The sequence below is a fragment of the Enterococcus sp. MMGLQ5-1 genome (genome assembly GCF_013155265.1).
Taxonomy (GTDB): domain Bacteria; phylum Bacillota; class Bacilli; order Lactobacillales; family Streptococcaceae; genus MMGLQ5-1.
This window is the reverse complement of sequence record NZ_JABJXU010000001.1, coordinates 105,364-130,518: the sequence shown is the minus strand read 5'-3', so window position 1 is coordinate 130,518 and position 25,155 is coordinate 105,364. Positions and strand designations below refer to the sequence as shown.

The following is a 25,155-nucleotide window of genomic DNA, read 5'->3' as shown; positions in this document are numbered from 1 at the left end:
AAACTTTTGAATGTTATACTAAATTAGTATATTATTTTTTGAAGGTTCTAAATAGCGAAGGAAGTTAAAATGAAGGAAAAAAAAATTTCACTAGGAACAATTGCAACGATCACCGCAATATTGATGTACGTCTCTTATATACCTCAAATCTATGGCAATCTAACTGGTGATAAATCGGGCTTTATTCAACCCGCAGTCGCTGCCTTAAACTGCACACTTTGGGTTTTATATGGCTTTAGAAAAGAAAAAAAAGACTGGCCAGTTATTATTGCAAATTTTCCGGGTATTATTTTTGGTATCCTGACAGTTATTACCGCACTATTATGATAATGCGGCTTTAAGCTAGCCTGATGTTTTTGAACAGTAAACGAAATAGGAAGTTTGAGACAAAAGACGTTTAATGACGTAGAAAAAGGTATTAAACTGCCTCGTAAAAAAATCATAAAGCAAGGTGCTTACTCTCTCTGATTAAAACTGTGAAAAATAGACGAGTCATTCGTTTATATAGTCAGACGTTTTCTGTCTGACCGGATGACGTATCTATTTGAACAGTTTTAAGAGAGAAAGCCTGTCTAGCAAGATGCATACTCTCTCTGATTAAAACTGTGAAAAAGACAAGTCATTCTTTTGTTCAGTTAGATGCTTTCTGTCTGAACGAATAATATATCTATTTGAACAATTTTGAGATTTTTAGATAATCTATCTTAAAACATTATCGGTAACCCTACGTACTAAAGTGCGTGCCATCATGACAACGATTATGATTTGTTCATTTTTTTTAAAGTCATCTGAAAAAATCGTCTTACCATTAATCGGAAATGTTCTCGTTTATGTTTTATGGCTTTATTTGATATTAAAATAATCATGAGATACTTCGGTATCTCTTTTTATTTACTCAATTCACTTATCATCTGCCTCACGTTTAAGTTATTATTATGTATATAAATATTAAGATGATATAATTCTAATCAAAGAAAGGTGGTTCCTATGAAAAAATTTATTAATGTGCTATCTCAAAATAAAAAATATGCCATGTTATTTGGTTTTATATCTGGTACAACACTTGCTGCAATCATTCAATTAGTCACTATTGGCTTAGATTCTTCGATATACATTAATTATCTAATGATAGGAATCGGGATTATTTCATATCAAATATCTAAGAATACAAAAATTAGATTATCATGCGCCTTTCTATTAACTCTGATTTGGAAAATTTTAGAAAATTTACTTGATAAGTCTTTTGTCGATTTATCAACATTATTTTTATTAATACTTTTAGCTTTATTTTATACAGGGATGTATAGCTTGATTTTTTATATAATTGATAAATAGCTTCACTCATCGTTTGCCTCCTGTTTATTAATTTTTCTTAACTATCATTTGTTATTTTGAGATGGATGCTTTACAATTAACTTAAACGAACAATATTTTTATGCGACACTTTAAATTGTTTTGAAGATTTTATTCACACTGGCGTAGCTAAAGGGCTACAAGGATGCACTAGCGGTTTGGGAGTGTGTCGTTTAAATGAAAAATAATTAATTTCACGTAATAGTATCCGTCAACTTTAGAATATAAATATTTACTAGTTAGATAGCTTCCTCTTAATTGAGGAGGCTATTGTCTATTATTCAGGATGTACTTCATTCCCTACCTACATATTTATTAAACATTAAGTTATCAATATTATTACGACTATTTATATCTATTTTCTCTAATATATGTCATGCTGTAATGACAGGAAGGAAGTGGTAATATGAAAAAACGATATCCTGTAAAAATTTACGAGAGCGACAATGTATTATATCTGTCGGAACGCCACGCTTTTGAAAACCAAAGAACACGGACACAAATAAAAATTGGCTATGTTCTTATAGGAATGGCTGATGCTTTTAAACTCCATAACCATCATCCAATGATGCAAAATGCTCTCAGGGTTTATACAGATTTAGAGACAGCAGTTAAGGATATTCCTAGTAGATAAAAATATTGAGTACTCTATGATTAGAGTGCTTTTTTTACTTGTCTCTCGTTGCTACTTCTTTCTCGCCTAACTCCTGTTAAAAATCCTTTATAAATCGCTTTCTAACTCAAAATTCTGATATTCTGAAATCAAAAACAATAGGGAGCGTTACTTATGGGATTTACTTTAATTATGTTCACGATATTTGTTATTGGTTTAGTTGTTCTGCTTATTGGATTATCCACAAAGTTTAAAATATTAAAAAATATTGGGTCTGGAATAACCATTTTTTCTGTCCTTGTATATGCCATTGTAATAATCATTACTACTTTCACAGATATGTAAAATACGCTCCAGCTCGCAACGCTAATGCCGCAAACAATAAATTTAAAAATTGGGTTCTCAATTACAAATAAATCTGATAACTATGCATGCACTAAGACACACCAATGACTCTGTTTTAATTGACAATGGTGTAAATATATTAGCTGCTTCTAAACATCTTGGGCATAAAAGTTTAGCTGTAACGATGGAGGCTTGTACACACGCTATCAAAGAATTAGAAGAAAGAGAAAATGAAAAAATCAGAAGTACAATCTCTGAAATTGTCTCCTGACTTGAAATAATTTGGCACGCATTTTGTACATATCAATTGTAAACGCTGATATATAAGGGCTTTATATGCGTCCTAAGGGAATCGAACCCCTATCTGAAGAACCGGAATCTTCCGTGATATCCATTACACTAAGGACGCTTAACAATTATGAAAAATTAACCTTCTCTATTTTACCGATATCAATCTGAAAATGCAACTTTAATTCAAAGTTCCAGATAAGCATAATAGCCAATTTAAGCTAAGATAAAAAAGAAAAAGCGATTTGGAAAATCCAAATCGCTGATATTTAATGATTAGTCTTCGCTTACGAATGGAAGTAATCCCATTACGCGAGCGCGTTTAATCGCGATTGTTACTTTACGTTGGTTTTTAGCAGAAGTTCCTGTCACGCGACGAGGTAAAATTTTACCACGTTCTGAGATGAAACGTTCTAATAATTTAACGTCTTTATAGTCAACATAGTCAATATGGTTAGCCGCAATAAAGTCAACTTTTTTACGACGACGCATACCACCACGACGTTGTGGTTGAGCCATTGGTCATTCCTCCTTTAGTTTCTTATCTTATTAAAATGGTAAATCATCATCCGATATTTCAATTGGACTCGTACCGAATGGATTCTCTTCACGCCCAAAATCCGGCGCTTTTTGAGTATCCTGTGCCTGATATGAATTATTGTTGTTATTGTATGTATTGTTTTGCTGCGGCGCTGAAAAACCTTGAGATTCTCCACGAGCTGCTCGTGATTCTAACATTTGGAAATTATCGACAACCACGTCTGTTGTGTAAACACGCTGACCTTGGTTATTATCATAACTTCCTGTTTGAATCCGACCTGTTACACCAATTAAAGCACCTTTTTTAGCCCAGCTTGAAAAATTTTCTGCAGACTGACGCCAAATCACACAACGAATAAAGTCTGCCTCTCTTTCACCAGCTTGATTTTTAAACTGACGATTGACAGCAAGTGTAAAACTTGCCGTAGCAACACCACTCGCAGTATAGCGTAATTCAGGATCTTTAGTTAAACGACCTACTAATACAACGTTATTTATCATTTAAGCACCTCTGTTAAGCTTCTAACTTCACAATCATGTGACGTAAAATGTCATCATTGATTTTTGCCAAACGATCAAATTCATTGATTGCTTGCGCATCTGAAGGAGCTTCAACATTAATGATACGGTACAATCCTTCACGGAAATCACCAATCTCATAAGCTAAGCGACGTTTTTCCCAGTCTTTAGATTCAACAGTTGCAGCACCGTTGTCTTTAAGAATTGAATCAAAACGCTCAACTAAAGCTGTTTTTGCTTCTTCATCAATGTTTGGACGAATAATGTATAAAATTTCGTACTTTGTCATTGATTTACACCTCCTTTTGGTCTATGTCTCTAAAGCATTTGTCTAGAGAAAGGAGTAAACTTAATTACTCACAATTAACTATTGTACGCCAATATCTATCAAATTTCAAGTGTTTTTTAGTCAGAAACACCATCTTTAAAAGTAGGCTTATAAAAATTACGATTATCCAAAGCGAAAACACGCGAGGTGGTTTCTCCAGGTGATACTTGGCGTAATGCACCACTTAACATTTGCATCGTTGCATCCAAGTTATCAATCTGATGAATGATTTCTGCCTCCATTAGCTTAGGTCGAACAGGAGAACCATATTCTAATAAACCATGATGACTCAAAATAACATGACGTAAAATCAAGACATCTTCTCGATTCTCATCAATATTCAATTCAATAATCGCCTTAGATATTTCTTCATCAATTAAAACAATATGTCCAATTAAATTACCTCGAAGTGTATATTCTGTATTATTAGCTCCTGAAAGTTCTATCACCTTAGCCAAGTCATGTAAAATAATGCCTGAATAAAGTAATGAGGCATTCAGCTCAGGATAAATTTCACTCAAAGCACGTGCAATTTTTACCATAGTCAAGGTATGATAGGCAAGCCCCGTCTCAAAAGCATGATGATTCGTTTTTGCCGCAGGATATGAAAAAAATTCTTCATCATATTTTTTCAGCAAGTGGCGAACAATTCGATTCCATATTGGATTTTTAATATCAAAAATAGTCTGCGTCATTTCTTCTCTTAATTTTTCGACATTAACAGGGGGCTTTTCTTTAAAGTCTTCTGGTCGAAGATTGATATTATTGGCTAATTGCAGAGTAATTTGATTTAGCTGTGGCATGCCATTATAAAGCTCTTTTTTACCCTTAATATTAACGACAACACCTGCTTTAAAGCGTTCTACAAAAATTGGCTGCGCATCCCAAAGCTTGCCGTCAATTTGACCCGTTTCATCTTGAAAGGTAAAAGCAAGATAATCTTTACCAGCCTTAGTCCTTCTGAGCTCTGCTGTTTTAATCAATAAATATGTCTCAAAATGCTCGTCTATTTTCAAATCTTTTAATTTCTTCATTAATTTAGCACCTCTACTGCTTCTTTATTTGCTTCAAAAAATAGTTTTAATCCTAGATCACTCGTGAAAATAATCAGCTGCGCCTCATGATAACGCTCGAATAATTGAAAGACACGCTCTTTACGCATTTTATCATACCGTAAAAAGGCATCATCAACAAAAACTGGAAAATTCAATGCTTTGGATTTAATCAAAGCAAAGCGTAAAGCCAAAAGTAATTGATCCTTTGTCCCAGTTGATAAATCCAATACTCGTAATTCTTTACAGCTCGCTGTTTCAACAATTAGCACCTGTTTTTCCAAACGTATATCTCGATAGCGATTATCAGTTAATTCAATAAATTGATCTCTAGCCAAGCCCAAAATCTCTGGTAGAGTAACCTCCGAAAGATTAGCCAAAATCAGCTGATATAGCTCTACCAGCCCACTTTTTACTGACCATTCCTTGACTAAAATTTCAATTTCTGCTGCAAGATTAGATTGTTTTTGATATAAATTATCTAACGAATCATCTGTTTGTAGAAATTGAATTTCACTTGTCAATTGACTTTTTTTATCACGCAATTGGTCAAGTTTAATCTGGTTACTAGATAAAATATTCTGTTTTTCAACCATCTCTTTAAATAGCAAAGAAAAATCAACTGACTCAGCTAAATTAAAATATTGTGCCAGCCGTTTTTGTAGAATTTGAAGCTGCATCTTTTGATTAATTAACGTTTTTTGATTTTCCAATTGCGCCGCCAGCTGCTGATAATTAGGATTTTCTTGCTTAAGCTTTTCTAGCTTTAATTGCTGTCGTTTTTGTTTATTCCGTTTTTCGTCAATCGCTAAAAGCTGAATTTGATTTAACCGCATCGTCGATTCCTGTGCAAACTGTTCAAGTGCCCTCATTTTTTCTTTTAAACCTAAGTCAGCATTAAATACCCGGTCATCAAAGTAAGCAAGCTCATTAACAAAAAAGTGAATTTGATGCTGACTTTCCTCTAGCTGACTGTCCAATTCATCTAATTCTTGATCATACTGCTCTAGCTGTTGAAGCTGTTGATTTATTGACGTCGCCTCAGCAAAAGTAACAGCAGAATCTAACTCTTTTGGGCTCGACATGGCAGCAAAAACATAGCCAATCAAAATCACAATTAAAGCTAAAATAATCGCTAAAGGCAAATGATTGCTTAGTAGAATAAATAAAAAGAAGGCTAAGGCTAAAAAAATTACCATTTTAGTGATTGAAAACCGACGATTACTCTGGTTTTCACTTTTTGCCAGCATTGCTAATGTCTCATTTGAATATGACTCTGTATTTTCTAGCTGATTGACATCAAGAAATTTTTTGCGCTGCGCTTCTTTTTGAATATACTGATTTTCCAGTACCTCTTGATTACTTAAAAAACCGTAGATTTCGGGAAATTCAGCCCTTAACTCGTTTATCTTTGCTTCTGATTGCTGATAGAAAGCTAATTCTTTAGTCTGTAGCGATTGATAAGCCTGATTGGCTTCGGTCAAGTCATTATCTAAGCTGTTTTGAATAAGCGTTTCGCTCTGCAATTTTTGTTCGAATACTTTTAATTTATCAGCAGCTTCTTCCGATAAGATCTGGTTAAAGTCAATCATTTTTAGCTGTTGATAAATCTCATAATCACTCTGATAATCTCGCTGCTGTCGCAGACGATTCACTTGTTCAGCTAATACAGCCAGCCGTCCTTGAAGCTCAACAATTTCGTTATCCAATTGTTCGATTGCCTCGACATTTGGTTTAAACTGTTCAATTTCAGCAAGCTTCAATTCAATCTGCTGATTAATCGTGACCAATTGAGTTAGTTTTTGGTTTAGTGCTGGATTCTTGCCTGTCGGTTTATACAATTCTGGTAATGACTTATTTAATTCGACAATTTTTTCAGTCAGCTCCTGAGTACCAGTAGAAGCAGTCACCCGCCATAAATTTTCTAACTCCTCCTCACCCATATCTTTTTCGGCATGAAGCTCTAAATTATCCTGACTAATCGTATAAACCTTTTCAAATAAATCCTGATTCATCGGCGCAAGATAAGATAACCATTCAGCTTCACTAATTGCTTGCCCATTTTTTTCAATAAGCAGCTCTAACTTATTACTACGGTTATTAACACCACTTCTTTGAATGATATAAAAATCATCAAAATCAGACAATGTTAAGCGACCACCATAAATCGGATGCTCTAAGGGCTTAAAATCACGATGTGTTTTGTCCTTTGCCTTGAAGCCAAAAATCATGAATTTAATAAAATTAAAAATTGTTGATTTTCCAGCCTCATTTTCACCAAAAATTAATTGCTTCTCTGAAAAGGAGATTGTTTTATCTGAAAATTTTCCAAAACCAAAGATTTCGATTTTTTCAAGCTTCATTCATCCACCTCCTTAAAATCAAAATCTAGTCGTAATTGCTGTCCAATCTCCTCTTTAATCTCCGATAACATTGTGTCTTCTATCAGGTGATTATCTTGAATTATTTTATTATTTGATAATGGCAATACAAGCTGATTTAAATCTAGTTGAGCAATTAAATGCTCTAGCCTTTCTAAGGAAAGAGGTAGTTCAGTTCTTGATTGTTCCAGCTTAAAACTAAGAATTTTAATTTTAACCACTAATTGCTTTGTATAAGCACTGAGGAGCTCCTGCAATTCGCCAGATTGAAGCCGCCTCACTAATTCTTCGGCATAGTCCCCAACTTCTTCTAGCAATATCGAGAAGAAAATAGTTTGAGTATTTGACTGCGCCTCAGCTAAAATTGCTTGATTAATCTCTAAAATTGCACTGTCTAAAGCTGTCGATTGCAGAGGAATTATCAAGTCCCGCCAAATTACTTTTGCTAAATTCAACGCTTCAACACTTAATTCTGTTTTTGTAAGCTTAACTAAATTAACACCTGAGCTTGTTTCCTTTCGATTATGTCCTAAAGGCGTACCTGAATAATAAATATTATCTGCAAGCTGAGTTGGCACATGAATATGTCCCAAGGCCCAATAATCGTAATTTTTTTCATTCAACTCAGTTAATGTAAATGGTGCATAGTTTGCACTACCTAATTCTCCATGATAAACGCCAATATGAAAATCGGCTGTCGATCTTACTGGAAATTCAGATGCTTTTGACTCATTAATCCAGGGCTGCTGATATGAAAACCCTGAAATCGCAACAGTTTCTCCAGAAGTCAGACTTAAGGTCGTTGTTTCGACAGCTTCTCCCATTACCGCATAGACATTACGTGGAAAGGCTTCAATCATTTGATTTTTACGAATATAATCATGATTGCCAAAAATTAAAAATACAGCAATTGATTTTTCTTCTAGTTTTTTTAGGCCGTCAAAAAATAATTTTTGAATCATAAACGATGGACGACTTTGATGAAAATTATCTCCTGCTAAGATAACAAAGTCGACCTGATTTTCAATTGCCGCAGCAACGATATCATGCCAAATAATTGTCCGATCAGGAAGATTTTCAGCTGTGATCCCCTCAAATGCCCGATCTAAATGTAAATCTGCAATATGTAAAAATTTCATGTATTACCTCAACTTAGTTCTATCATTGCTTTCAATTACACAAACAAGACCTTCAGAAAAACTAAAGGTCACAGGTTGACCGATAAACTCGTTGCTCGCATAGCTCGTTGGCACTAACACATCTGTTTTTTCTAATTCATATCTGGCGCCACTTATTTCAAAGCTGCTCGTTGCAATCAATGGAATAAATGCCAAATAACGATATGCTGTATTTGGTGTTAAATGATGAGTTCCCTGTAAAAAATAACGAATTTTGTTTTGAGCATCAAACATTTCTATTTGTTCAGCAAATGGCTTGAAGCGCGGTTCCAGCGGTAAAAATAAATTAGCCAAAAAATGATCTAAACGACCACCTGTTCCGCCATAAATGATAAATTTTGCTTGTGGATATCTTTCTATAGCTAAACGCAAAGCAAGCTGTGTATCAGTCTCGTCTTTTTCTGCTATCGTTTGATGAATTTCTGGTATTTGCTGTTTAATCAAATTGAACTCTTGAACAGTCAGTGAATCATAATCTCCAACCGAAAAAGCAACTGGAAATTGATTATTAACTAAAAATAAAGCGCCATAGTCAACACCAATATATATGGCTTCCTCGCGTGGCAAATAATCAACCATTCCAGCAACAATAATAACCACTTTAGTCATTAAGCTTAGCCTTTAATTGCGCAATTTGCTTGGCTGGATTATTAGCATTATAAATATAACTCCCTGCAACAAAAATATTTGCACCAGCCTTTTGACAGGCTGAAATCGTTTGATCATCCACCCCACCATCAACCTCAATATCAAAATTCAGCTGATGCTCTTTTTTATATTGGGCTAAAAAGGCAACCTTTTCTAAGCATTCATAGATAAAGCTTTGTCCACCAAAGCCTGGGTTAACAGTCATTACCAAGACTTGGTCTACTAAATGTAAGACATCAATAATACTTGAAATTGGTGTGCCTGGATTTAAAACAACGGCTGGTTTTGAGCCGGCAGTTTTAATTTGTTGCAAAGCGCCATAGATATGATTCGTTGCCTCAACGTGAATCGTAATAATATCGGCACCAGCCTTCGCAAAATCATTGATATATTTTTCAGGATTAGCGATCATCAGGTGACAATCTAAGGGTAATTTAGTAACTGGTCGAATTGCGGAAACAATATTTGGTCCTAGCGTAATATTATTTACGAAGTGGCCATCCATAACATCCACATGGATATAGTCTGCGCCTGCAGCTTCAACTAGTTCAATATCACGCTGTAGATTCGCAAAATCCGCACTTAAGATCGACGGTGCAATTTTCATGTTCATTTTTTCCTACTTTCTTTTATTATAAACCGGTTTTCTTTGCTCTATTTCATTTAATAGCTGTAAGTAATTTTCATATCTAAAGGTGGCGATTTCCTGATGCTCAACTGCTTTTTTAACAGCACAATCCGGCTCATGCGTATGCGTACAAGCACGAAATTTACACAAACGCCCATATTCTGAAATTTCAATGAAGTAGCCTGCTAATTGATTGGCTTCAATCTCGCGTAAATCAATTGATGAAAAACCCGGAGTATCTGCAATTAAACCACCCAAAACCTCATGTAGCTCAACATGGCGTGTTGTATGCTTACCCCGTCCCAAATGCTTAGAAATTGCTCCGGTTGCCAGATTGAGCTGCTCGTCAATTTGATTAATCAATGTTGATTTCCCAGCACCCGTTTGACCAATAAAAACAGTAATTTTATCTGTAAATTCCGATTTTATTGCTTCTAATTCTGAGTAATCCAAACAAACCTGATAGCCAATTTTTTGATATTCCTTTTGCATGACGATCATATCTGCTTGATTAGTGACCAAGTCTGTTTTAGAAATATAGATTATTGGTTGAATACTTTTAGATTCCAGAATAACTAGGAATCTATCCAGTAAATTGCTAGAAAATTTTGGTTCAACAGCACTAATCACAACAACACCAATATCAACATTGGCAACTGGCGGTCTAATTAATTCATTTTTTCTGGGTAATATTTCCAATAAATAGCCATCTGTAATGCTCGTTGACTCAAATTCACAATAATCACCCACTAAAGGTGTAATCTTTCGCTTTCTAAAATTACCACGTCCTCTGGTCTGATATACCTCTCCTTGATGTTCAATGTAATAAAAGCCACTTAATGATTTTATGATCGTTCCCTGCAACTGTTCTCCAATCTATCTAAATGAATAAAAATTTGAAATTGCAAACTATTCTCTCTTATTTTACCATATCTGGCGGTTATTAGATAAACGACTTAAAGCATTTTATTTTTAAAATTCAGCAGTAAAAAAAGAAAGATAGAGTCATCATTATTTTATTATAAATTTTGTTGCAATATTTTTCATAAAGCGTAGAATAATACTTTGGAACAAATAATTTATGCTTCCTGTTTTTTGGGAAAGTTGGCAGAGTGGTAATGCAACGGACTCGAAATCCGTCGAACCGCAGAAATGTGGTGCAGGGGTTCAAATCCCCTACTTTCCTTATGACAAACTTTTAAAGCATTAATATATAAGTGTTCTAAATCATTTAGTACACACGAAATACATATGCTATCAAAAAAAAGGCTGATTAATTTCAGCCTTTTAAAATTGAAGCCACATTCCAAAATAAGAATTATTAGTTTAAATTAAATAATTATTGAAGCACTCATTACTAGCCCGGTTGCCCAAGATAGATTGTTATGGTTTGCTCTTGTGCTAAAAATGAAGTAGGTATAGCAGACATGCCATTATAAAAGATACCATTACTCTCATATCGCTCAATACCCTTGCTATCAATATAATAGAAACCAACTGCAGCAAATTCCTCATATTCTTCAGGAAAGCTAAACAAATTGCCTACTTTATCTCGATAGCTTTGACCTCCAATAATTTTAGTTCTGTCTGCATCAAGGACGTAGCGGACGGGAGTAACCCATATACTGCTTAAGCTATCTGGGTCCTCAGGGTCATAATATGGATTTAGAACACTATATTGTCCTTCTGAATTAGCCGTTAATGATGAATCGATTACAGTTTTAATCGTCCCAATCTGTGCATAAACATATGTAACGACTTGATTTTCTCTTGTAAATGTTCCAGATTCACTACCTTGAATGCTTTCGAGTTCATAATTATCAAAATTTTTGACTGCTGTCGTATAGATAGTACCAATGGTTCCTGTAAGGACAGCATCATCTGCAATTGGCTGACCACCTTGATCAGCATACCTAACAGTCACTTGTCCGGTTTGAACAGGTAAATCAGCAGCCGTAGAAATATAACCAACATATTCATAACCATTGATCAATTCTGGTATATGAGAAATCTGAGTATTCATAACAATCTGCTCAGTAAATGCATTCTTTATTGTCGTTACATCTGCGAATACTGAGGTAGCCCCCATTACCGTACTGCCAATTAAAATAACAAGTAATATTTTAATTGTCTTTCTCTTCCAGATAAATAATCCAATTGCTGAAAGCATAAACATTGCACCAAGTATAAGATATAAATTTTCACTTTTATATTCATTAGTTTTAGGTAGCGCTTTCAAAGAGGCTGTACTAATATTACTTTCAATTGATTGTGCTGAAACTTTCTTATAGACTAACCAATAATCTATTGTATCCGTTGAAGCTACTTCCTTTGGATTACCACTCACAATCTGCTTCTCTTGCTCAGGAGTTAATGAAGTAAAATCAACAAAATTGTATGTCACTTGAGTCATTTTTTCTGCTGCAGAAACCTGAATTGAATTTAAGAAGCTGACAGAAAATATAGTTAATAACAATAATAGAACACCTGAAAGATATCTTTTTTTCATAATTCCTCCTCTATTCTCTTAGAATAGTATTTAATCATATTTATATCTTATCAGAATACCTTCAAACTATCTAGGCAGGCAAAAAATGCCTCTATAATAAATTGAACTGATAAATATTTCGGACTAATTTCTATTTGTCTTGAGATGATAAAAGGGACATATCGTCCTGAAACGAAACCACCCTTATATTGCAAATAATCCAATCTTTCCGGCAAAGAATGCCCTTTTCACAATCAAGCAGCACAAACTACATGAATTCATTTTTTAAATAGTCGACTCAAATTGCTATGCAATTTTTTGGAGATAATTGACAATAGTAAAAAAAGAGACAATCATCCTAAAACGGATGCCTAATATCCAGCTTGATCATTTTAGTAAAATCAGTCCAATTTGACACTGAGCCAAAAAAACCACCATCATCTCTGATAGTGGAAGGAGTTTATGAAAAAGATTAATTATTTGGGATGAGTTAATAATATAGGGCTGAGCCTAAACGAGACTTAAAGCAAATCAAAACTATTTTACCTGAGTGGCTTGCCCTCTTATAACTTTCCAATCATTGTTTATTTTTTGCCAAACTCTTGTATATATTAAGTGATCTAAAATATTCTGGTCGCCGATTGATATCCCTAATTGAACGTCACTAATTGTGATAACAGCAGCATCTATCATATATATATCTTGACTGTTTATCACGATGCTTTCCATCTTAAAATCTCTAGATTGATGTGATCTTATATCATCTTCTTTAGTAATTACTTGACCAAAATGACCGACAAATTTTAAATCATCTGCTAATAGTTGATTTAATTCTTCAATATCGCTACGAATCATTGCTTCTCTTAATCGATTTTCATATGCATTAATAATGTTTTCCAGCATTTAATCACCTCTTAACTATCATTATCAATAATCAGGCATTATGTCAAACAAAAATCCCCGTAATCAAATGTTGATAGGGATAATAATTATAAATTATCAATTACTGGCGAACATATAGCTTGGCTTATCGAACTGTAGCTACCAAACCATCGAAGCCTGCTCAATTAATTACATCAGTATCCGTATCTTAGAAGTCAAAAACACATTTAACTCCAAGCTATTTTTGACCGCTCAACAATTTTATACCTGTTGATTTTACTAAATATAAAGTTGAATTACCTAATTTTTTTGTACATCTCAACATACTCAATTTCTTCAATTTCATAAGATTTATTGTCTATAAATACCTTTTCTTCATCAAATCCATTAACAATACCTATTATATAATCCTGTTGATTCCAGCCTAGGTCTATTTCACCAACTTGAGCAAGGATAGGCTTGGTATGCGCAAAAGCAAAATATAGTAAATCCATTATATCTCTCGTTTTCATTGGCTCATAGCGATAAACAACATGACAATCCTTCTCTTTCATCTGCTTAAGCATCGTTGTCTGTTCAGATAAATACATCCCCTGCCACTTCAGCATCCCCCTATCGTGATAATCACGAATTAAGGGGTCATTTGCAATTTCTCTGATATGCGCCTCATGTGATTTCATATAACCAGCCTCCTCTATTTCAATATTATTGAAACGACCACAACAAAATTATAACCTGAATTTCTAAAATTGCAAGCAAAAAAGACTGATTAATTCAGCCTTTTAGCTCTCGTTTTAAAATTATTGCAGCAATACTGGCAATAAAAATGGTTGGAAATAATAAATAATATAAATGATTATAGCCAGGTAAAAAAAAGAATATAATACCGATTAAGGGTGTATAATCCACCTTCTTCAAGCGTGCAACCCACTCTTCTTCTGTTTCTTCAGATTTAAATTTATACGCATTTATACAGCACCATATAAATGTAATTAAAATATATATGACTCCTAATATTTTTTGATTTTTATATGCAATCAACATAATTCCAAACTGGCATACAAGTGATACGAAAAAAATAAATATATATTTATTCCATTTCATAAAATTCCCCCTTTTCTTATCGTTAATTTTATTCAATCTACTATTCAACCAAAAAACCATCACGCAGGAGATGGCTATTTTGTAATTAAAACATACAATCAAAGCATCACATTTTCATGAAAAGCTAAAATCATTATACTAGCTCCACCAAATTTTATAAATAAAATAACTTTATTTATGATAAATCATCTCTTATCTTCATGATACAAGCTATAAATAATGAAGACAAATCAAGAAAATACTGTATGCTGAATTAATAAATTAGTTTATTGGATCATTTTTCTTGATCTTAGAAAACAATTACAGCCTCTTTTAACGATTCTAGACTATCCATCAACTAACAAAGCTTTCAATGTATTATAAATTTATTGCTTTCTATTAATCAATTGTCTTCATTAACAATAGAAAATATAGTATATTTACTATTATAATGACTTAGGGAGAGTAATAATGATTTTAAAAAAAATAAATATTGATTTATCTGTTATTCAAGTTGAAAATTTACATAGAATTGATTTATCCATCAATCCAATTTTTATTGGCAAAACTCAAGATGAAATATCAGTAGTATTACCCACCATTGCTGTTCCTGATGAAACAATCAACAGAGAGGATGGCTGGTCTGGACTCAAAATTGAGGGGATTTTAGATTTCAGTCTGGTAGGCATACTCGCCAAAATATCAACTTTACTTGCAGAAAACCACATAAGTATATTTGCAATTTCTACCTATAATACTGACTATATTCTGATAAAAAAAGTAGACCTTAATCCGACAATAAAAATTCTTTCTAATAATGGCTACTCAATCAAATAAAAAAGCCCCCATAAAATATGAGGGGTGCAAAACTGTATTGCTAATTTCTTGGTATATTTAATTTTTTTCAGCCGCATGCATATAAGCATCATAGCCTGCTTGTTTCATCATTGCTTAAATTACTAAATGACCGTTTAGCTCATTGAAATCCCCGCCTTACTGCAAAAAAATGCTTATTAGGCGCTTGAATTAATGACTCTATTTTTTAGCAATACTAATTCAATCTAGAAGAATATCAATTTCCTTGTAATCACAACGCCTTCCTCCAAGCTAAAAAACACGAACTTTTTGCTCGTGTCACCGTTATATTTTTCAGAAATATCATTTAATGTAATACTGGCAAATACAGCATAGCCCCTTCAGCTCAGCAGTATTAAAACCATAGCTTAAACCTGAGCCTGCAATCAGCGCTGAAGACCGGGCAAAAGCATCGTAAAAATTATTTTGCCATATCGTACTGATTATTTTTTAAAATTCATTTTTATCGATTTCCAAAAAATTTAATCAATTCTAAGACAAAAGCAAAAACCGCTCCAGCTGAAGCTCCAATGCCTAAAATTAATTTCCACATATTACTTTTATCTAACAGCTTTAACTCATAATTTCGCTCATCTGATTTCTCATTTCGATTTAAAACCGCTCTTAATATTTCTGCATTCTGCTCTGATTGACGAGTATTTTGCTCACGTAAGAAACGACTCGATTCATCAACACGTGCAAGGCCCTCATTCATCGATTTCTGCATTTCCAAAGTCATAGCATTTAATCGATCAAGCTCTTTATCATGCTGAGCTAATTTTTTATCATGTGCATTAACAATTTGCTCTAATTCCAAAGTTATATCTCACCGCCTCTCATTGATAATTTGTAAACCAAAAAATTCAATACATACAATTAACATAAGCTTTCTATATTTCAATACTTGTTCAAACTCGACAGCTAGCAAAGAAATCAAAGCTATCTTGACAATTATAAATATACAAAAAAAATTATTCTAAAAGCTATGACCTAATTCAAAAATTTCTGTCATAGGCCTTAACAAAAATCAAAGACAGCTTTGATTTTTCAGCAATTTGCAACTACTTCTCTAAGCTACTCCCTAGCCATCAGACAGTTCCAAATTTTTTCCGTTGTTTGGTGTTGAATCACCATTCTTGCTTCGCCTCATTACCCACAACACCAATATATCATGTTAATTAGTATTAAAAATCCATGAATAACCCAAAATTAATAATCTAAATTAAATTTTTTTGCGAGTTCAATAAAAAAAGCAGTTCTTAAATCGGAGGCCTTAGACCGACCAATAAATATCTTATGATTACTGATTAAGCCTTGAATTGAATACTGTGGTCTTTTTTTCATATATAATTCTCGGATTATCATATTTGTATCCTGATCAAACTCCTCTAAAGTTTCTGTAATTATACGCTTATTCCGTTCAAGTGCAGCTAAACGCGCATCCTGCTCAATCGTAATTAAAAATATATCTTGACTATCATATCTAACCTTCGTTCCCTTAATGTCAGCATTCAAATCAGTTTCTCGATGTGGGTATCGTAATTCCTCGATACGCCTTTTGATATGTTCATCGACATCGTTATAATCCTTCAATATTTCCCAAATATAATTAAAAGTGGTTTTTTTTATTTTAGTCAATTCATAGCCTCATTTCTTAACTTTCATCCTCTACTCTAACTTTAATTATTCATCCTATCTCATAAAAGCATTCTCTAATCAATTGATTAGGGTGAAAAAGAACGCCCGGTGTTTCAGCACAAAGGAATACCGCCTCTTGTTTAGCGGCAACCTTTAAGCTATTCACTAAGCTTTAATACGAATCCCCTTTGCTTTCTCTATCGACAAATTTTTTTCTCTTACAGCCAGTATTTTAACCATTTTTTCTCCTTTCAATCATTTCTAATTCAAAAAGTTAGTTTTTTGAATATTTTTGTTGACATAAATTATTCAAAATGATACTGTTTAGGCATAGCTAAATAAGACTTTGAAAGCATTTAATTCAACATTTCAATTCTTTTGAAACAACAAAAATTGGTTATATTATTTGGTTGTTTTACCTACACCTATCGACTAACTATTTGGCTTACGAACCAATAATAATCCAATTGAATACATTTGTCAATTTTTATTATTCATTTAGGTTTTTAATTTTATGTTTTTATTGAAAGGAAACAAACATGAATACGTTTGAAATCATTAAGGCGCTTGCACAAAAAAGAGGGAAGAATGTAAAGGAGGTGGCTTTAGAACTAGGATTTGGAGAAAATCTCTTTTATAAATGGAAAAATCAAAGTCCTACTGCAGACAAATTAGAAGCTGTTGCTAACTATTTTAATGTATCAACAGATTATTTACTAAATAGAGAGAAAGAAATTTCAGTAGAGGATTTAGAAAAGTATAGATTAATTGCAGCCAACGGCAAACCTATTAGCGATAAAACGAGACGCATTATTGTGTCAATCTTAAAAGAAATGGAAGAAAATGATGAATGAGAGATTGGTTATATAAAAAGGCGAAGACTTGTGGGTTAAAAATTATTGAATTATCAGAAAAAGAAATGGAAGATTTGCCAGCAATTTATAATCCAGAGTTAAAAGTAATTATAATAAATATTGATTATATAGATACTTTTATATTGGCTCATGAGATAGCTCACCACGTTTTAGGGCATAATATAGATAGAGATGACCATCTACATTCATCACGCTCTAGAGAAGAAGCAGAAGCTGATGAATTAGCTATAAAATGGATTGTTGAAAATGAGTTAGACCCAGATAATCAATGTAATTTTGCTAACTTTATGGCATACTACAATATTCCTGAACGCAGGGAATGCTTTGTAAAGGAAGAGCTATCAGAATACTATTTATGTTAAATGATCAAGAAGTATTTAAAATGTCGAAATTAAAAGACATTATCTATAAACAATGCACCAAAGAATTTCGTTTAAGCAATATTTCTACAGCTGATAGTGACGGCGAATGGATTCAGGCAAAGAGGCTTTTGAAAACATTTGAATTATAAATGAAAAAATAATTTAAACTATTTTTTCAAGGTTTCCTAATCACTACTACAATCATAATAGTGGTGAATTTTTATATTTCTTGACGTTGTAAAATAATATTGATACTATGTTAAAGATATTATAATGTTATTTTTTATTAAAGGAGAGTCTAAATGGAAGAATTTGAAAACGAAGTAAATGAGCAGCCTGTTACAGCTAATACTAACGAAGTACCCGCAGAAGTTAAGAAATGGAACTGGGGTGCATTTATACTTAATATTTATTGGGGTATTGGGAATAAGACTTACTTGCCACTATTATGCCTAATTCCATTATTTAATTTAATCTGGATGTTTGTCTGTGGTGCTAAGGGAAATGAATGGGCTTGGCGTGACGGTAACTACCAGCCAGAAGATTTGGAAACGTTTAAAAAAGTGCAAGCGACATGGAACCGCGCAGGACTTGTAATGTTTATTATTAATTGTGTTTTAATCGTTTTGCTAACAGTCTTTTATATCGCTATTTTTTCATTTATCATTAATAACATTAATGATATGAATAGCTATAATTACAGCTATTAAAAGGGGAAAATATGGCTTTAAATCAAAAAATGTTAAAAATAGTAATCAGTCTAAATATTATTCAAACAATAATCTATTTCTTTGGCTTTTTTAATAAGGTCGCGGCACAAACAGGTCACAAGCCACTTGTCGATGTAACAAGTCTTTGGCTTAATTTTAGTGGTATCATTTTTTGGTCTATCTTAAGTATGCTGTGTGTTATTGGTTTTACATTAACCTTATATTTACTACTGTCAAAGGCCTTTGTAGGTAATAAAAACGTAGGGCTGATCATTAGTGCGATTGGATATGGATCACCGATTATTTTTAGCTTTTTCTTAATTATCCCAGCAACCTTGCTAATACTGGGTACTGTTTTTTGTAAAATATTAATTTTAGATTCGATAAAAGCTCATAATATTGCTGAAAAGAAGGATTGATTTAATAAATTAAATCAGCCTTTATATGAATACACCAGCTTAATATATTTAAAGGTCAATACGGTTCGTATCTGGCCTTTTTTATAGCCTTCAAGTATCCCAATATTTATTAGTCATGACACTGATATCTTTAAAATAACAAATATTTTTGTAATTCTTGAGCTATCCAAGCTGTTATCTCTCAACTTAATAATAATTTGGGCTTTATAAAAATTAATTATGCCAGCAGCTGAAAATCCAGGATGAATTACACTATTTTTCACCTACTGCTTTGACCGCTTAAAATAGGCTTCCAAAATAACTACAACTAAAACAAAAAAATCAGAATTATGCCTCAAGTACTCAATGCTCTATTTTTCATTCTCCCTAAAAAAGTAGAAGTCAATTACAAAAAAACTACAATTCATGACATATTAATAAAAATTACTTAATTCATTCTTAAAAAAATTTAAGATTAAATCATTTTAATAAAAGATTATGCTATGATTCAACCTGACAATCAACACTCATTTATTAGAAACGAGGCAAAACTTTTATGTTAACAACCTTAGCGTTCTTCAATCTCCAAAGCTTTCTGGAAACCTTATTAAACAATCATTTATCTGGTTTTTATATTATTGTTATTTTTATTATTTTCATTGAAACTGGATTAGTGATCTTTCCGTTTTTACCTGGTGACTCATTACTTTTTTTCTCAGGGTCATTAGCGGCTTTAGCCACCAATCACTTATCTATCCTTGTTTTAATACCTTTATTGACAATGACCACAATTCTGGCAAATACAATAAATTATCAAATTGGGAAGCATTTTGGCAAAAAAATATCGCAAAGTAAAATATTTAAAAAATTGATTAAACAAAAGCATCTGGATGAAACAGAAATATTTTTCAAAAAACATGGAGCCATGGCAATATTTTTAGGCAAATTTATGCCGATTATTCGTACAATTGTCCCTTTCACCGCAGGTATCGGAAAAATGAATACACAAACTTTTTCTTTCTTTAATATTACTGGGAGCATTACTTGGATATTAATAACTATTTTATCTGGTTATTTCTTCGGCAACATTACATTTGTTAAAAATCATTTTGAAATTATCATGCTTGCTATTATCTTCATCTCGCTATTACCAGCAGCAATTGTCTTTTTAAGACAAAATAGGGTAAACACTAATTTGGAGTGATTCAATAGTCAGTTAATTATTAATTTTAATCCGAGCAAAAAAGCTTATAATTTATATTAAACAGCTCTGCAGTTTAAATATAAAATTATAAGCTTTATTTATCATATTAATGATTATTTATCTTTTTTCTTATCCTTGAATTCATCAATTTCTTTGTTGATTTTTTCAGCGACATCATCCACTAAATCCTCAACCTTTTCTTTGGCCTTACCAAAGGCACCCTGTGCTTTACCTTCTAATTCCTTTGAATCATCTTTCGACACCTTACCGACTGTTTCTTTGATTTTACCTTTTACTTCATCCGAATTTGCCATAATCAAACCTCCAATCTTTAATAATGTAATTATATCGTTATTTAAAGATATTATCAAAGAAAACGATTACGATGATGCGTCATCGTCTGAATTCCCCTGTGCTTGATGCTCCAATTTTTTACCCAAATCAATTATATATTGCTTAAGCTCATCCTTAATCTGCGGATGCTCTAAGCCATACTCAATCGAGGTAGTCATAAAGCCTAGCTTATTACCAACATCATAACGGTTCCCTTTAAATTCATGCGCAAAAACACGTTGTGTTTTATTTAAACGATCAATGGCATCAGTCAACTGAATTTCACCACCAGCACCCGGTGCTTGAGTTTCCAAAATATCAAAAATTTCAGGCGTTAGAAGATAACGACCAATAATTGCCAAATCACTTGGCGCATCTTCAACCTTTGGTTTTTCAACAAAGCCTTTAACATTGTACAAGCCATCAATTGCTTGACCATTAGGATCAATCACACCATACTTATCAGTATCCTCTTTAGGCACTTTCATTACAGCAATTGTTGAGGCGTGCGTATCTTCAAATTTTTCGATAAGCTGCTTTGTCAATGGTACCTCATCAACCATAATGTCATCACCAAGCATAACTACAAATGGCTCATTACCAATAAAGGCCTTCGCCTGTAATACTGCATGGCCCAAGCCATTAGGATGAGATTGACGAATAAAATGAAGATTAATATCAGTTGTTTCCTCAACTAGCTTAAGTAAATCCGTTTTGCCTTTTTCTCGAAGATTCGCCTCAAGCTCAAAATTTGCATCAAAATGATCTTCAATTGGGCGTTTAGCCTTTCCTGTAACAATTAAAATATCTTCAATACCTGAAGCAAGTGCTTCTTCAACGATAAATTGAATGGTCGGCTTATCGACAATCGGCAACATTTCTTTGGCGATAGCCTTAGTTGCTGGTAAAAACCTTGTACCAAGACCAGCAGCAGGAATAACAGCTTTTTTTACTTTTTCCATAGTAAATTCCTCTTTCATATCTTTATTTTTCATAATACTCATTTTCAGGTCTAGCGTCTCTTAGCATGACATCAGTAATCGCCGCCTTAATATCCTTTCCTTGATAAAGCACTTGATAAATCGCATCCGTAATCGGCATATCAACCTTTAATTGCTGTGATAATTCGTAAGCCGCCTTGGCAGTTGAAACACCTTCAATCACCATGCCCATATTCTTTTCAATATCCGACAATTTCTCGCCACGACCAAGTGCATCACCAGCTCGCCAATTGCGAGAATGAATTGAGGTTCCTGTAACAATTAAGTCACCAACACCAGAAAGACCGATATAGGTCAAGGGTTCAGCTCCCATTGCAACACCTAAGCGGGTAATTTCCGCTAAGCCACGAGTAATAATGGCCGCCTTGGCATTATCGCCGTAGCCAAGCCCATGAAGCGCTCCCGCTCCAACTGCAATAATATTTTTTAATGCACCTGCAGTTTCAACGCCAATAACGTCATGATTTGTATAAATTCTAAAATATTTATTAGTAAATAAATTTTGTACATATGCCGCTGCGCTTTCACTACTGCTAGCTGCTGTAATAGTGGTAATATCTCGAACAGCCACCTCTTCAGCATGACTAGGCCCAGATAAGACAACGATTGCCTCTCTTTTTTCAACTGGAATTTCTTCTTCAAGTATCGTTGAAATTCGTTCATGCGTATTTTGCTCAAGTCCCTTTGAAGCATGGATAATAACAGGCTTAGTAGTTAGGTTAACTTTAGCAAATTGCTTCGCAACCAAGCGCATAACCTTCGTCGGTACAACAAAAAGAACTGCATCTGCCCCACACACTGCTTTTTCTAAATCAAGAAAAGCGTGGATCCGGTTACTTAAAACCAATTCAGGTAAATAACGCTTATTAGTATGCGCTTGATTAATTTCGTCAATTTGTGCAGGTGCATTACCCCAAATTCTGACCTCATGTCCATTATCATCTAATGTTTGCGCTAAAGCTGTTCCCCAAGAACCAGCACCTAAAACTGCAACTTTTTGTTTTTTCATCTCTATACTCCTAAACTTTTATCAAGGATTATTATTAATTATCTAAAATATTATCAATTAATTAAGAAAATCAACCAAACTAATTATATAATATTCCGGCTTATTTATTAAAAATATTTATTCATTTTAATAAATCTTCGGGTGCAACATTTTCGCCAAACCATTTAATTGAAATTCGTTCAAATTCACCTGACTGAACCAGCCTTTTAAATTGCTGATTAATGACCGCTACTAACTGCGCATCTGATTTTCTAGCACCAACTGCGAAATCCTCACTATCAAAGCCACCATTAATTAAATTATACTGATCAAACTCCCCTGCCTGTTCGAGGTAATAATTAGCATAGACACGATCGATCAATAAACCATCAATCCGCTTTGCGTTCAAATCAATAATTGCTTCGTTAAAGCCATCATATAATACTGGATCATCTGCGTCTTTAACATATTGCTTCAAAATATTAGGCTGAGCATTAAAAACATCATAGCCTGCCGAATTCGTTTGCATGCCAACCGTTTTGTCAGTCATTGCTTGAAAAGAGGTGATACCACTTGATTTCAAGGTTACTAAAATTTGTTCGTTTTTCATATAAGTGTCTGAAAAACGCACAAGTGCTTCTCGCTCAGAATTTTTTGTATACCCATTCCAAATTAAATCTATTGTTTGATTATTTAACTCTTGTTCCTTCATATCCCAGTCGATTGCTTGAAAATCAACAGTAATACCCAATGGCTCAAATACTGCACGTGCCAAATCAACATCAAAACCAACTAAATTGCCACTTTTCTCCTGAAAGCCCATTGGAACAAAGGTATCATCTAACCCAATAATTACTTTTTTATTTTTTTCAATTCTCGACCATTGATCTGTAGCTGTTTTTTGATGAACACCAGAACAACCGACTAAGAAGAATAGACCTATGACTAAGACTAAGACTTTTTTCATAAAATTTACCTACTTTACTGGTGTCACTTCTAAAATGTGATTGCTAATATTTTCTGCAAATGCCATATCATGAGTCACAACAATCTGCGTAATTCCTGATTCTTTTCCTGATAAAATAAGATTTTCAACTTCTTTTCTTAAAGCTGGATCAAGAGCTGAGGTCGGTTCATCGTAACCAATAATTTTTGGATGCATCATTAAAGCTCGCGCCAAAGCAACACGCTGCTTCTGTCCACCCGATAGCTGATACGGATAAGCCTCTGATTTATCATCAATGCCAAGCTGCTCTAGTAATTTTTTAGCCTCTATAAAAACATCCTGACTAGCTCTTTTTAAAACCTTCAACGGTGAGATTGTTAAATTATCAAAAACGGTTAAATGTGGAAATAATTGAAAATCTTGAAATACAACTCCCATAATTTGTTCGCCGTCAGTCAGCGCATCATTTTCAACCTTTTGATTGTTAAAAAAAACCTCTCCTGAATCAATTGTTTCCAAGCCTGCTAGCATTCTTAACAGCGTCGTTTTGCCACCACCCGATTGACCGACAATTGCTAAGATATCACCATCATTGACCACAAGATTTAGGTCCTTAAATATTTCCTTACTGCCAAATGATTTATTGATATTTTTGAGTTCTAACATCTTTCCTCCTATTTCCAGCCATCATAATGCTTTTCAATTTGCTTAGCAATAATTGTTAATATACCAATTAATAATAAATAAATCGCTGCAACTAAAATCATTGGTATTAAGCTGATATCTCGACTCATCGCAATTTTACCTGCACGCAATAAATCACCAAGCCCTAAAACATAAATTAACGAGCTATCCTTAACTAAATTGATGACCTCGTTTGCTCCTGCCGGCAATACAATTTTAAAAACCTGAGGTAGAATAATATATCGGGCAGTTTCAAATTTGGAAAATTTGAGCACCTTTGCTGCCTCATATTGTCCTTTAGGAATTGCTTGCAAACCACCTCTAAAAATCTCGGCAAAATAGGCACCATAGTTTAGAATAAAGGCAAATGCTGCTGCATCAAAGCGCTCAAAAACAATACCACCTTGTAAAAGGGGCAGACCATAAAAAATAAAAATTAATTGTAATAATAACGGTGTACCACGCATAATCCAGACATAGACATTTAATAAATAAGTTAATGGCTTAAATTTAGTCCTCAATCCAAAAGCAACTAATAATCCCAATGGCACTGAACCGAGTAAAGTAATTCCAAACATTTTTAAGGTCATGACAGTACCTTTAATTAATGCTGGCAAAATTTCTAAAATATAACTCATCAAAACTCCTTTTTTTACTTACATTTCTTAACAATATTTCAATTATAGCATAGTCATTTTACTTAAAGTCGACTTCTCTATCTTAAAATCTAAAAGTTTTAACTTTAATAATTAGCATCAATTTATAATCAATTAGTGTGTCAAAAAATTTAAAAATTTCTGTTTTTGCCATTGCCACTTAACTCCTGAAAATTTCA

At 33.4% G+C, this 25,155-nt stretch carries 30 protein-coding genes and 2 tRNA genes; 10 read left to right on the top strand and 22 right to left on the bottom strand.

The genetic code is table 11. The features are described 5' to 3' along the window. The first annotated feature begins 69 nt into the window (after positions 1–69). From HOY35_RS00640 to HOY35_RS00630, 3 genes are all read left to right on the top strand, one after another. Positions 70–327, top strand: a complete 258-nt coding sequence (locus HOY35_RS00640; protein WP_172210091.1) for a SemiSWEET family transporter — start codon at positions 70–72, stop codon at positions 325–327. A 660-nt stretch (positions 328–987) separates the two neighbouring features. After that, entirely contained in the window at positions 988–1,335 is a 348-nt protein-coding gene (locus HOY35_RS00635) for a hypothetical protein (protein ID WP_172210090.1), read from the top strand. Between the two features lie 424 nt (positions 1,336–1,759). Continuing rightward, positions 1,760–1,987: a hypothetical protein gene (locus HOY35_RS00630; RefSeq protein WP_172210089.1), complete on the top strand. Its 228-nt coding sequence runs from the start codon at positions 1,760–1,762 to the stop codon at positions 1,985–1,987. 661 nt (positions 1,988–2,648) lie between these two features. On the opposite strand, the gene HOY35_RS00625 is transcribed toward HOY35_RS00630, so the two are convergent. From HOY35_RS00625 to rsgA, 10 genes are all read right to left on the bottom strand, one after another. Next, positions 2,649–2,720: transfer RNA gene (locus HOY35_RS00625), tRNA-Arg, on the bottom strand. A 155-nt stretch (positions 2,721–2,875) separates the two neighbouring features. Beyond that, entirely contained in the window at positions 2,876–3,118 is a 243-nt protein-coding gene (gene rpsR, locus HOY35_RS00620; protein WP_172210088.1) for a 30S ribosomal protein S18, read from the bottom strand. Between the two features lie 30 nt (positions 3,119–3,148). Continuing rightward, entirely contained in the window at positions 3,149–3,640 is a 492-nt protein-coding gene (gene ssb / locus HOY35_RS00615; RefSeq protein WP_172210087.1) for a single-stranded DNA-binding protein, read from the bottom strand. 13 nt (positions 3,641–3,653) lie between these two features. Continuing rightward, positions 3,654–3,947: a 30S ribosomal protein S6 gene (rpsF, locus tag HOY35_RS00610; protein ID WP_172210086.1), complete on the bottom strand. Its 294-nt coding sequence runs from the start codon at positions 3,945–3,947 to the stop codon at positions 3,654–3,656. A 116-nt stretch (positions 3,948–4,063) separates the two neighbouring features. Beyond that, positions 4,064–5,020 carry a 3'-5' exoribonuclease YhaM family protein gene (locus tag HOY35_RS00605; RefSeq protein ID WP_172210085.1) on the bottom strand — a complete coding sequence of 319 codons (957 nt, stop codon included), beginning with the start codon at positions 5,018–5,020 and terminating at the stop codon, positions 4,064–4,066. Beyond that, positions 5,020–7,401 (bottom strand): AAA family ATPase, encoded by a 2,382-nt coding sequence (locus tag HOY35_RS00600; RefSeq protein ID WP_172210084.1) that lies wholly within the window; start codon positions 7,399–7,401, stop codon positions 5,020–5,022. The genes HOY35_RS00605 and HOY35_RS00600 overlap by 1 nt, the downstream gene beginning before the upstream one ends. Continuing rightward, positions 7,398–8,558: a DNA repair exonuclease gene (locus HOY35_RS00595; protein WP_172210083.1), complete on the bottom strand. Its 1,161-nt coding sequence runs from the start codon at positions 8,556–8,558 to the stop codon at positions 7,398–7,400. Before HOY35_RS00595 ends, HOY35_RS00600 begins: the two co-directional genes overlap by 4 nt. Before the next feature lie 3 nt (positions 8,559–8,561). Beyond that, positions 8,562–9,206: a thiamine diphosphokinase gene (locus HOY35_RS00590; RefSeq protein ID WP_172210082.1), complete on the bottom strand. Its 645-nt coding sequence runs from the start codon at positions 9,204–9,206 to the stop codon at positions 8,562–8,564. Continuing rightward, positions 9,199–9,852, bottom strand: coding sequence for a ribulose-phosphate 3-epimerase (gene rpe, locus HOY35_RS00585; RefSeq protein WP_172210081.1), 654 nt, complete (start codon positions 9,850–9,852; stop codon positions 9,199–9,201). Before rpe ends, HOY35_RS00590 begins: the two co-directional genes overlap by 8 nt. Positions 9,853–9,864: 12 nt before the next feature. Continuing rightward, positions 9,865–10,737, bottom strand: a complete 873-nt coding sequence (gene rsgA, locus HOY35_RS00580) for a ribosome small subunit-dependent GTPase A (RefSeq protein ID WP_172210080.1) — start codon at positions 10,735–10,737, stop codon at positions 9,865–9,867. A gap of 234 nt (positions 10,738–10,971) precedes the next feature. On the opposite strand from rsgA, the gene HOY35_RS00575 reads away from it, so the two are divergent. Continuing rightward, positions 10,972–11,059 (top strand) — tRNA-Ser (locus tag HOY35_RS00575). Positions 11,060–11,230: 171 nt separating this feature from the next. On the opposite strand, the gene HOY35_RS00570 is transcribed toward HOY35_RS00575, so the two are convergent. The 4 genes from HOY35_RS00570 to HOY35_RS00555 all read right to left on the bottom strand — a co-directional run bounded on the left by HOY35_RS00570 (position 11,231) and on the right by HOY35_RS00555 (position 14,347). Continuing rightward, positions 11,231–12,382, bottom strand: coding sequence for a MucBP domain-containing protein (locus HOY35_RS00570; protein ID WP_172210079.1), 1,152 nt, complete (start codon positions 12,380–12,382; stop codon positions 11,231–11,233). Between the two features lie 516 nt (positions 12,383–12,898). Then, on the bottom strand, positions 12,899–13,264 hold the full coding sequence (locus HOY35_RS00565; protein WP_172210078.1) for a nuclear transport factor 2 family protein: 366 nt from the start codon (positions 13,262–13,264) through the stop codon (positions 12,899–12,901). Between the two features lie 275 nt (positions 13,265–13,539). Then, entirely contained in the window at positions 13,540–13,923 is a 384-nt protein-coding gene (locus HOY35_RS00560) for a hypothetical protein (protein ID WP_172210077.1), read from the bottom strand. A 94-nt stretch (positions 13,924–14,017) separates the two neighbouring features. Beyond that, complete coding sequence (locus tag HOY35_RS00555) at positions 14,018–14,347, bottom strand: hypothetical protein (protein ID WP_172210076.1); 330 nt, start codon at positions 14,345–14,347, stop codon at positions 14,018–14,020. A 450-nt stretch (positions 14,348–14,797) separates the two neighbouring features. Between HOY35_RS00555 and HOY35_RS00550 the strand changes: the two genes are divergently transcribed. Continuing rightward, the gene (locus tag HOY35_RS00550; protein ID WP_172210075.1) at positions 14,798–15,163 is read left to right on the top strand and encodes an ACT domain-containing protein; all 366 of its coding nucleotides are present in this window, start codon (positions 14,798–14,800) and stop codon (positions 15,161–15,163) included. A 481-nt stretch (positions 15,164–15,644) separates the two neighbouring features. Here HOY35_RS00550 and HOY35_RS00545 read toward each other — a convergent pair whose 3' ends face one another. Both HOY35_RS00545 and HOY35_RS00540 read right to left on the bottom strand, forming a co-directional pair. Beyond that, positions 15,645–15,998, bottom strand: coding sequence for a hypothetical protein (locus HOY35_RS00545; RefSeq protein ID WP_172210074.1), 354 nt, complete (start codon positions 15,996–15,998; stop codon positions 15,645–15,647). 392 nt (positions 15,999–16,390) lie between these two features. Then, positions 16,391–16,819 carry a transcriptional regulator gene (locus HOY35_RS00540; RefSeq protein WP_216656300.1) on the bottom strand — a complete coding sequence of 143 codons (429 nt, stop codon included), beginning with the start codon at positions 16,817–16,819 and terminating at the stop codon, positions 16,391–16,393. Between the two features lie 539 nt (positions 16,820–17,358). Here HOY35_RS00540 and HOY35_RS00535 point away from each other — a divergent pair. From HOY35_RS00535 to HOY35_RS00515, 5 genes are all read left to right on the top strand, one after another. Beyond that, positions 17,359–17,673 carry a helix-turn-helix domain-containing protein gene (locus tag HOY35_RS00535; protein WP_172210073.1) on the top strand — a complete coding sequence of 105 codons (315 nt, stop codon included), beginning with the start codon at positions 17,359–17,361 and terminating at the stop codon, positions 17,671–17,673. Then, positions 17,670–18,056, top strand: a complete 387-nt coding sequence (locus HOY35_RS00530; RefSeq protein ID WP_172210072.1) for an ImmA/IrrE family metallo-endopeptidase — start codon at positions 17,670–17,672, stop codon at positions 18,054–18,056. The genes HOY35_RS00535 and HOY35_RS00530 overlap by 4 nt, the downstream gene beginning before the upstream one ends. Before the next feature lie 302 nt (positions 18,057–18,358). Beyond that, positions 18,359–18,766 (top strand): ribonuclease G, encoded by a 408-nt coding sequence (locus tag HOY35_RS00525; protein ID WP_172210071.1) that lies wholly within the window; start codon positions 18,359–18,361, stop codon positions 18,764–18,766. 11 nt (positions 18,767–18,777) lie between these two features. Further along, entirely contained in the window at positions 18,778–19,185 is a 408-nt protein-coding gene (locus tag HOY35_RS00520; RefSeq protein ID WP_172210070.1) for a hypothetical protein, read from the top strand. A gap of 535 nt (positions 19,186–19,720) precedes the next feature. Further along, positions 19,721–20,368 (top strand): VTT domain-containing protein, encoded by a 648-nt coding sequence (locus HOY35_RS00515; protein ID WP_172210069.1) that lies wholly within the window; start codon positions 19,721–19,723, stop codon positions 20,366–20,368. 113 nt (positions 20,369–20,481) lie between these two features. On the opposite strand, the gene HOY35_RS00510 is transcribed toward HOY35_RS00515, so the two are convergent. The 6 genes from HOY35_RS00510 to HOY35_RS00485 all read right to left on the bottom strand — a co-directional run bounded on the left by HOY35_RS00510 (position 20,482) and on the right by HOY35_RS00485 (position 24,958). Next, positions 20,482–20,682, bottom strand: a complete 201-nt coding sequence (locus HOY35_RS00510) for a CsbD family protein (protein ID WP_172210068.1) — start codon at positions 20,680–20,682, stop codon at positions 20,482–20,484. Between the two features lie 66 nt (positions 20,683–20,748). After that, complete coding sequence (gene galU / locus HOY35_RS00505; RefSeq protein ID WP_172210067.1) at positions 20,749–21,663, bottom strand: UTP--glucose-1-phosphate uridylyltransferase GalU; 915 nt, start codon at positions 21,661–21,663, stop codon at positions 20,749–20,751. 22 nt (positions 21,664–21,685) lie between these two features. After that, positions 21,686–22,711 carry an NAD(P)H-dependent glycerol-3-phosphate dehydrogenase gene (locus HOY35_RS00500; RefSeq protein WP_172210066.1) on the bottom strand — a complete coding sequence of 342 codons (1,026 nt, stop codon included), beginning with the start codon at positions 22,709–22,711 and terminating at the stop codon, positions 21,686–21,688. 121 nt (positions 22,712–22,832) lie between these two features. Next, positions 22,833–23,657 carry an amino acid ABC transporter substrate-binding protein gene (locus tag HOY35_RS00495; protein WP_172210065.1) on the bottom strand — a complete coding sequence of 275 codons (825 nt, stop codon included), beginning with the start codon at positions 23,655–23,657 and terminating at the stop codon, positions 22,833–22,835. Positions 23,658–23,666: 9 nt separating this feature from the next. After that, positions 23,667–24,302 (bottom strand): amino acid ABC transporter ATP-binding protein, encoded by a 636-nt coding sequence (locus HOY35_RS00490; RefSeq protein WP_172210064.1) that lies wholly within the window; start codon positions 24,300–24,302, stop codon positions 23,667–23,669. Positions 24,303–24,310: 8 nt separating this feature from the next. Continuing rightward, positions 24,311–24,958, bottom strand: a complete 648-nt coding sequence (locus HOY35_RS00485) for an amino acid ABC transporter permease (RefSeq protein ID WP_172210063.1) — start codon at positions 24,956–24,958, stop codon at positions 24,311–24,313. Between the last annotated feature and the right edge of the window lie 197 nt (positions 24,959–25,155).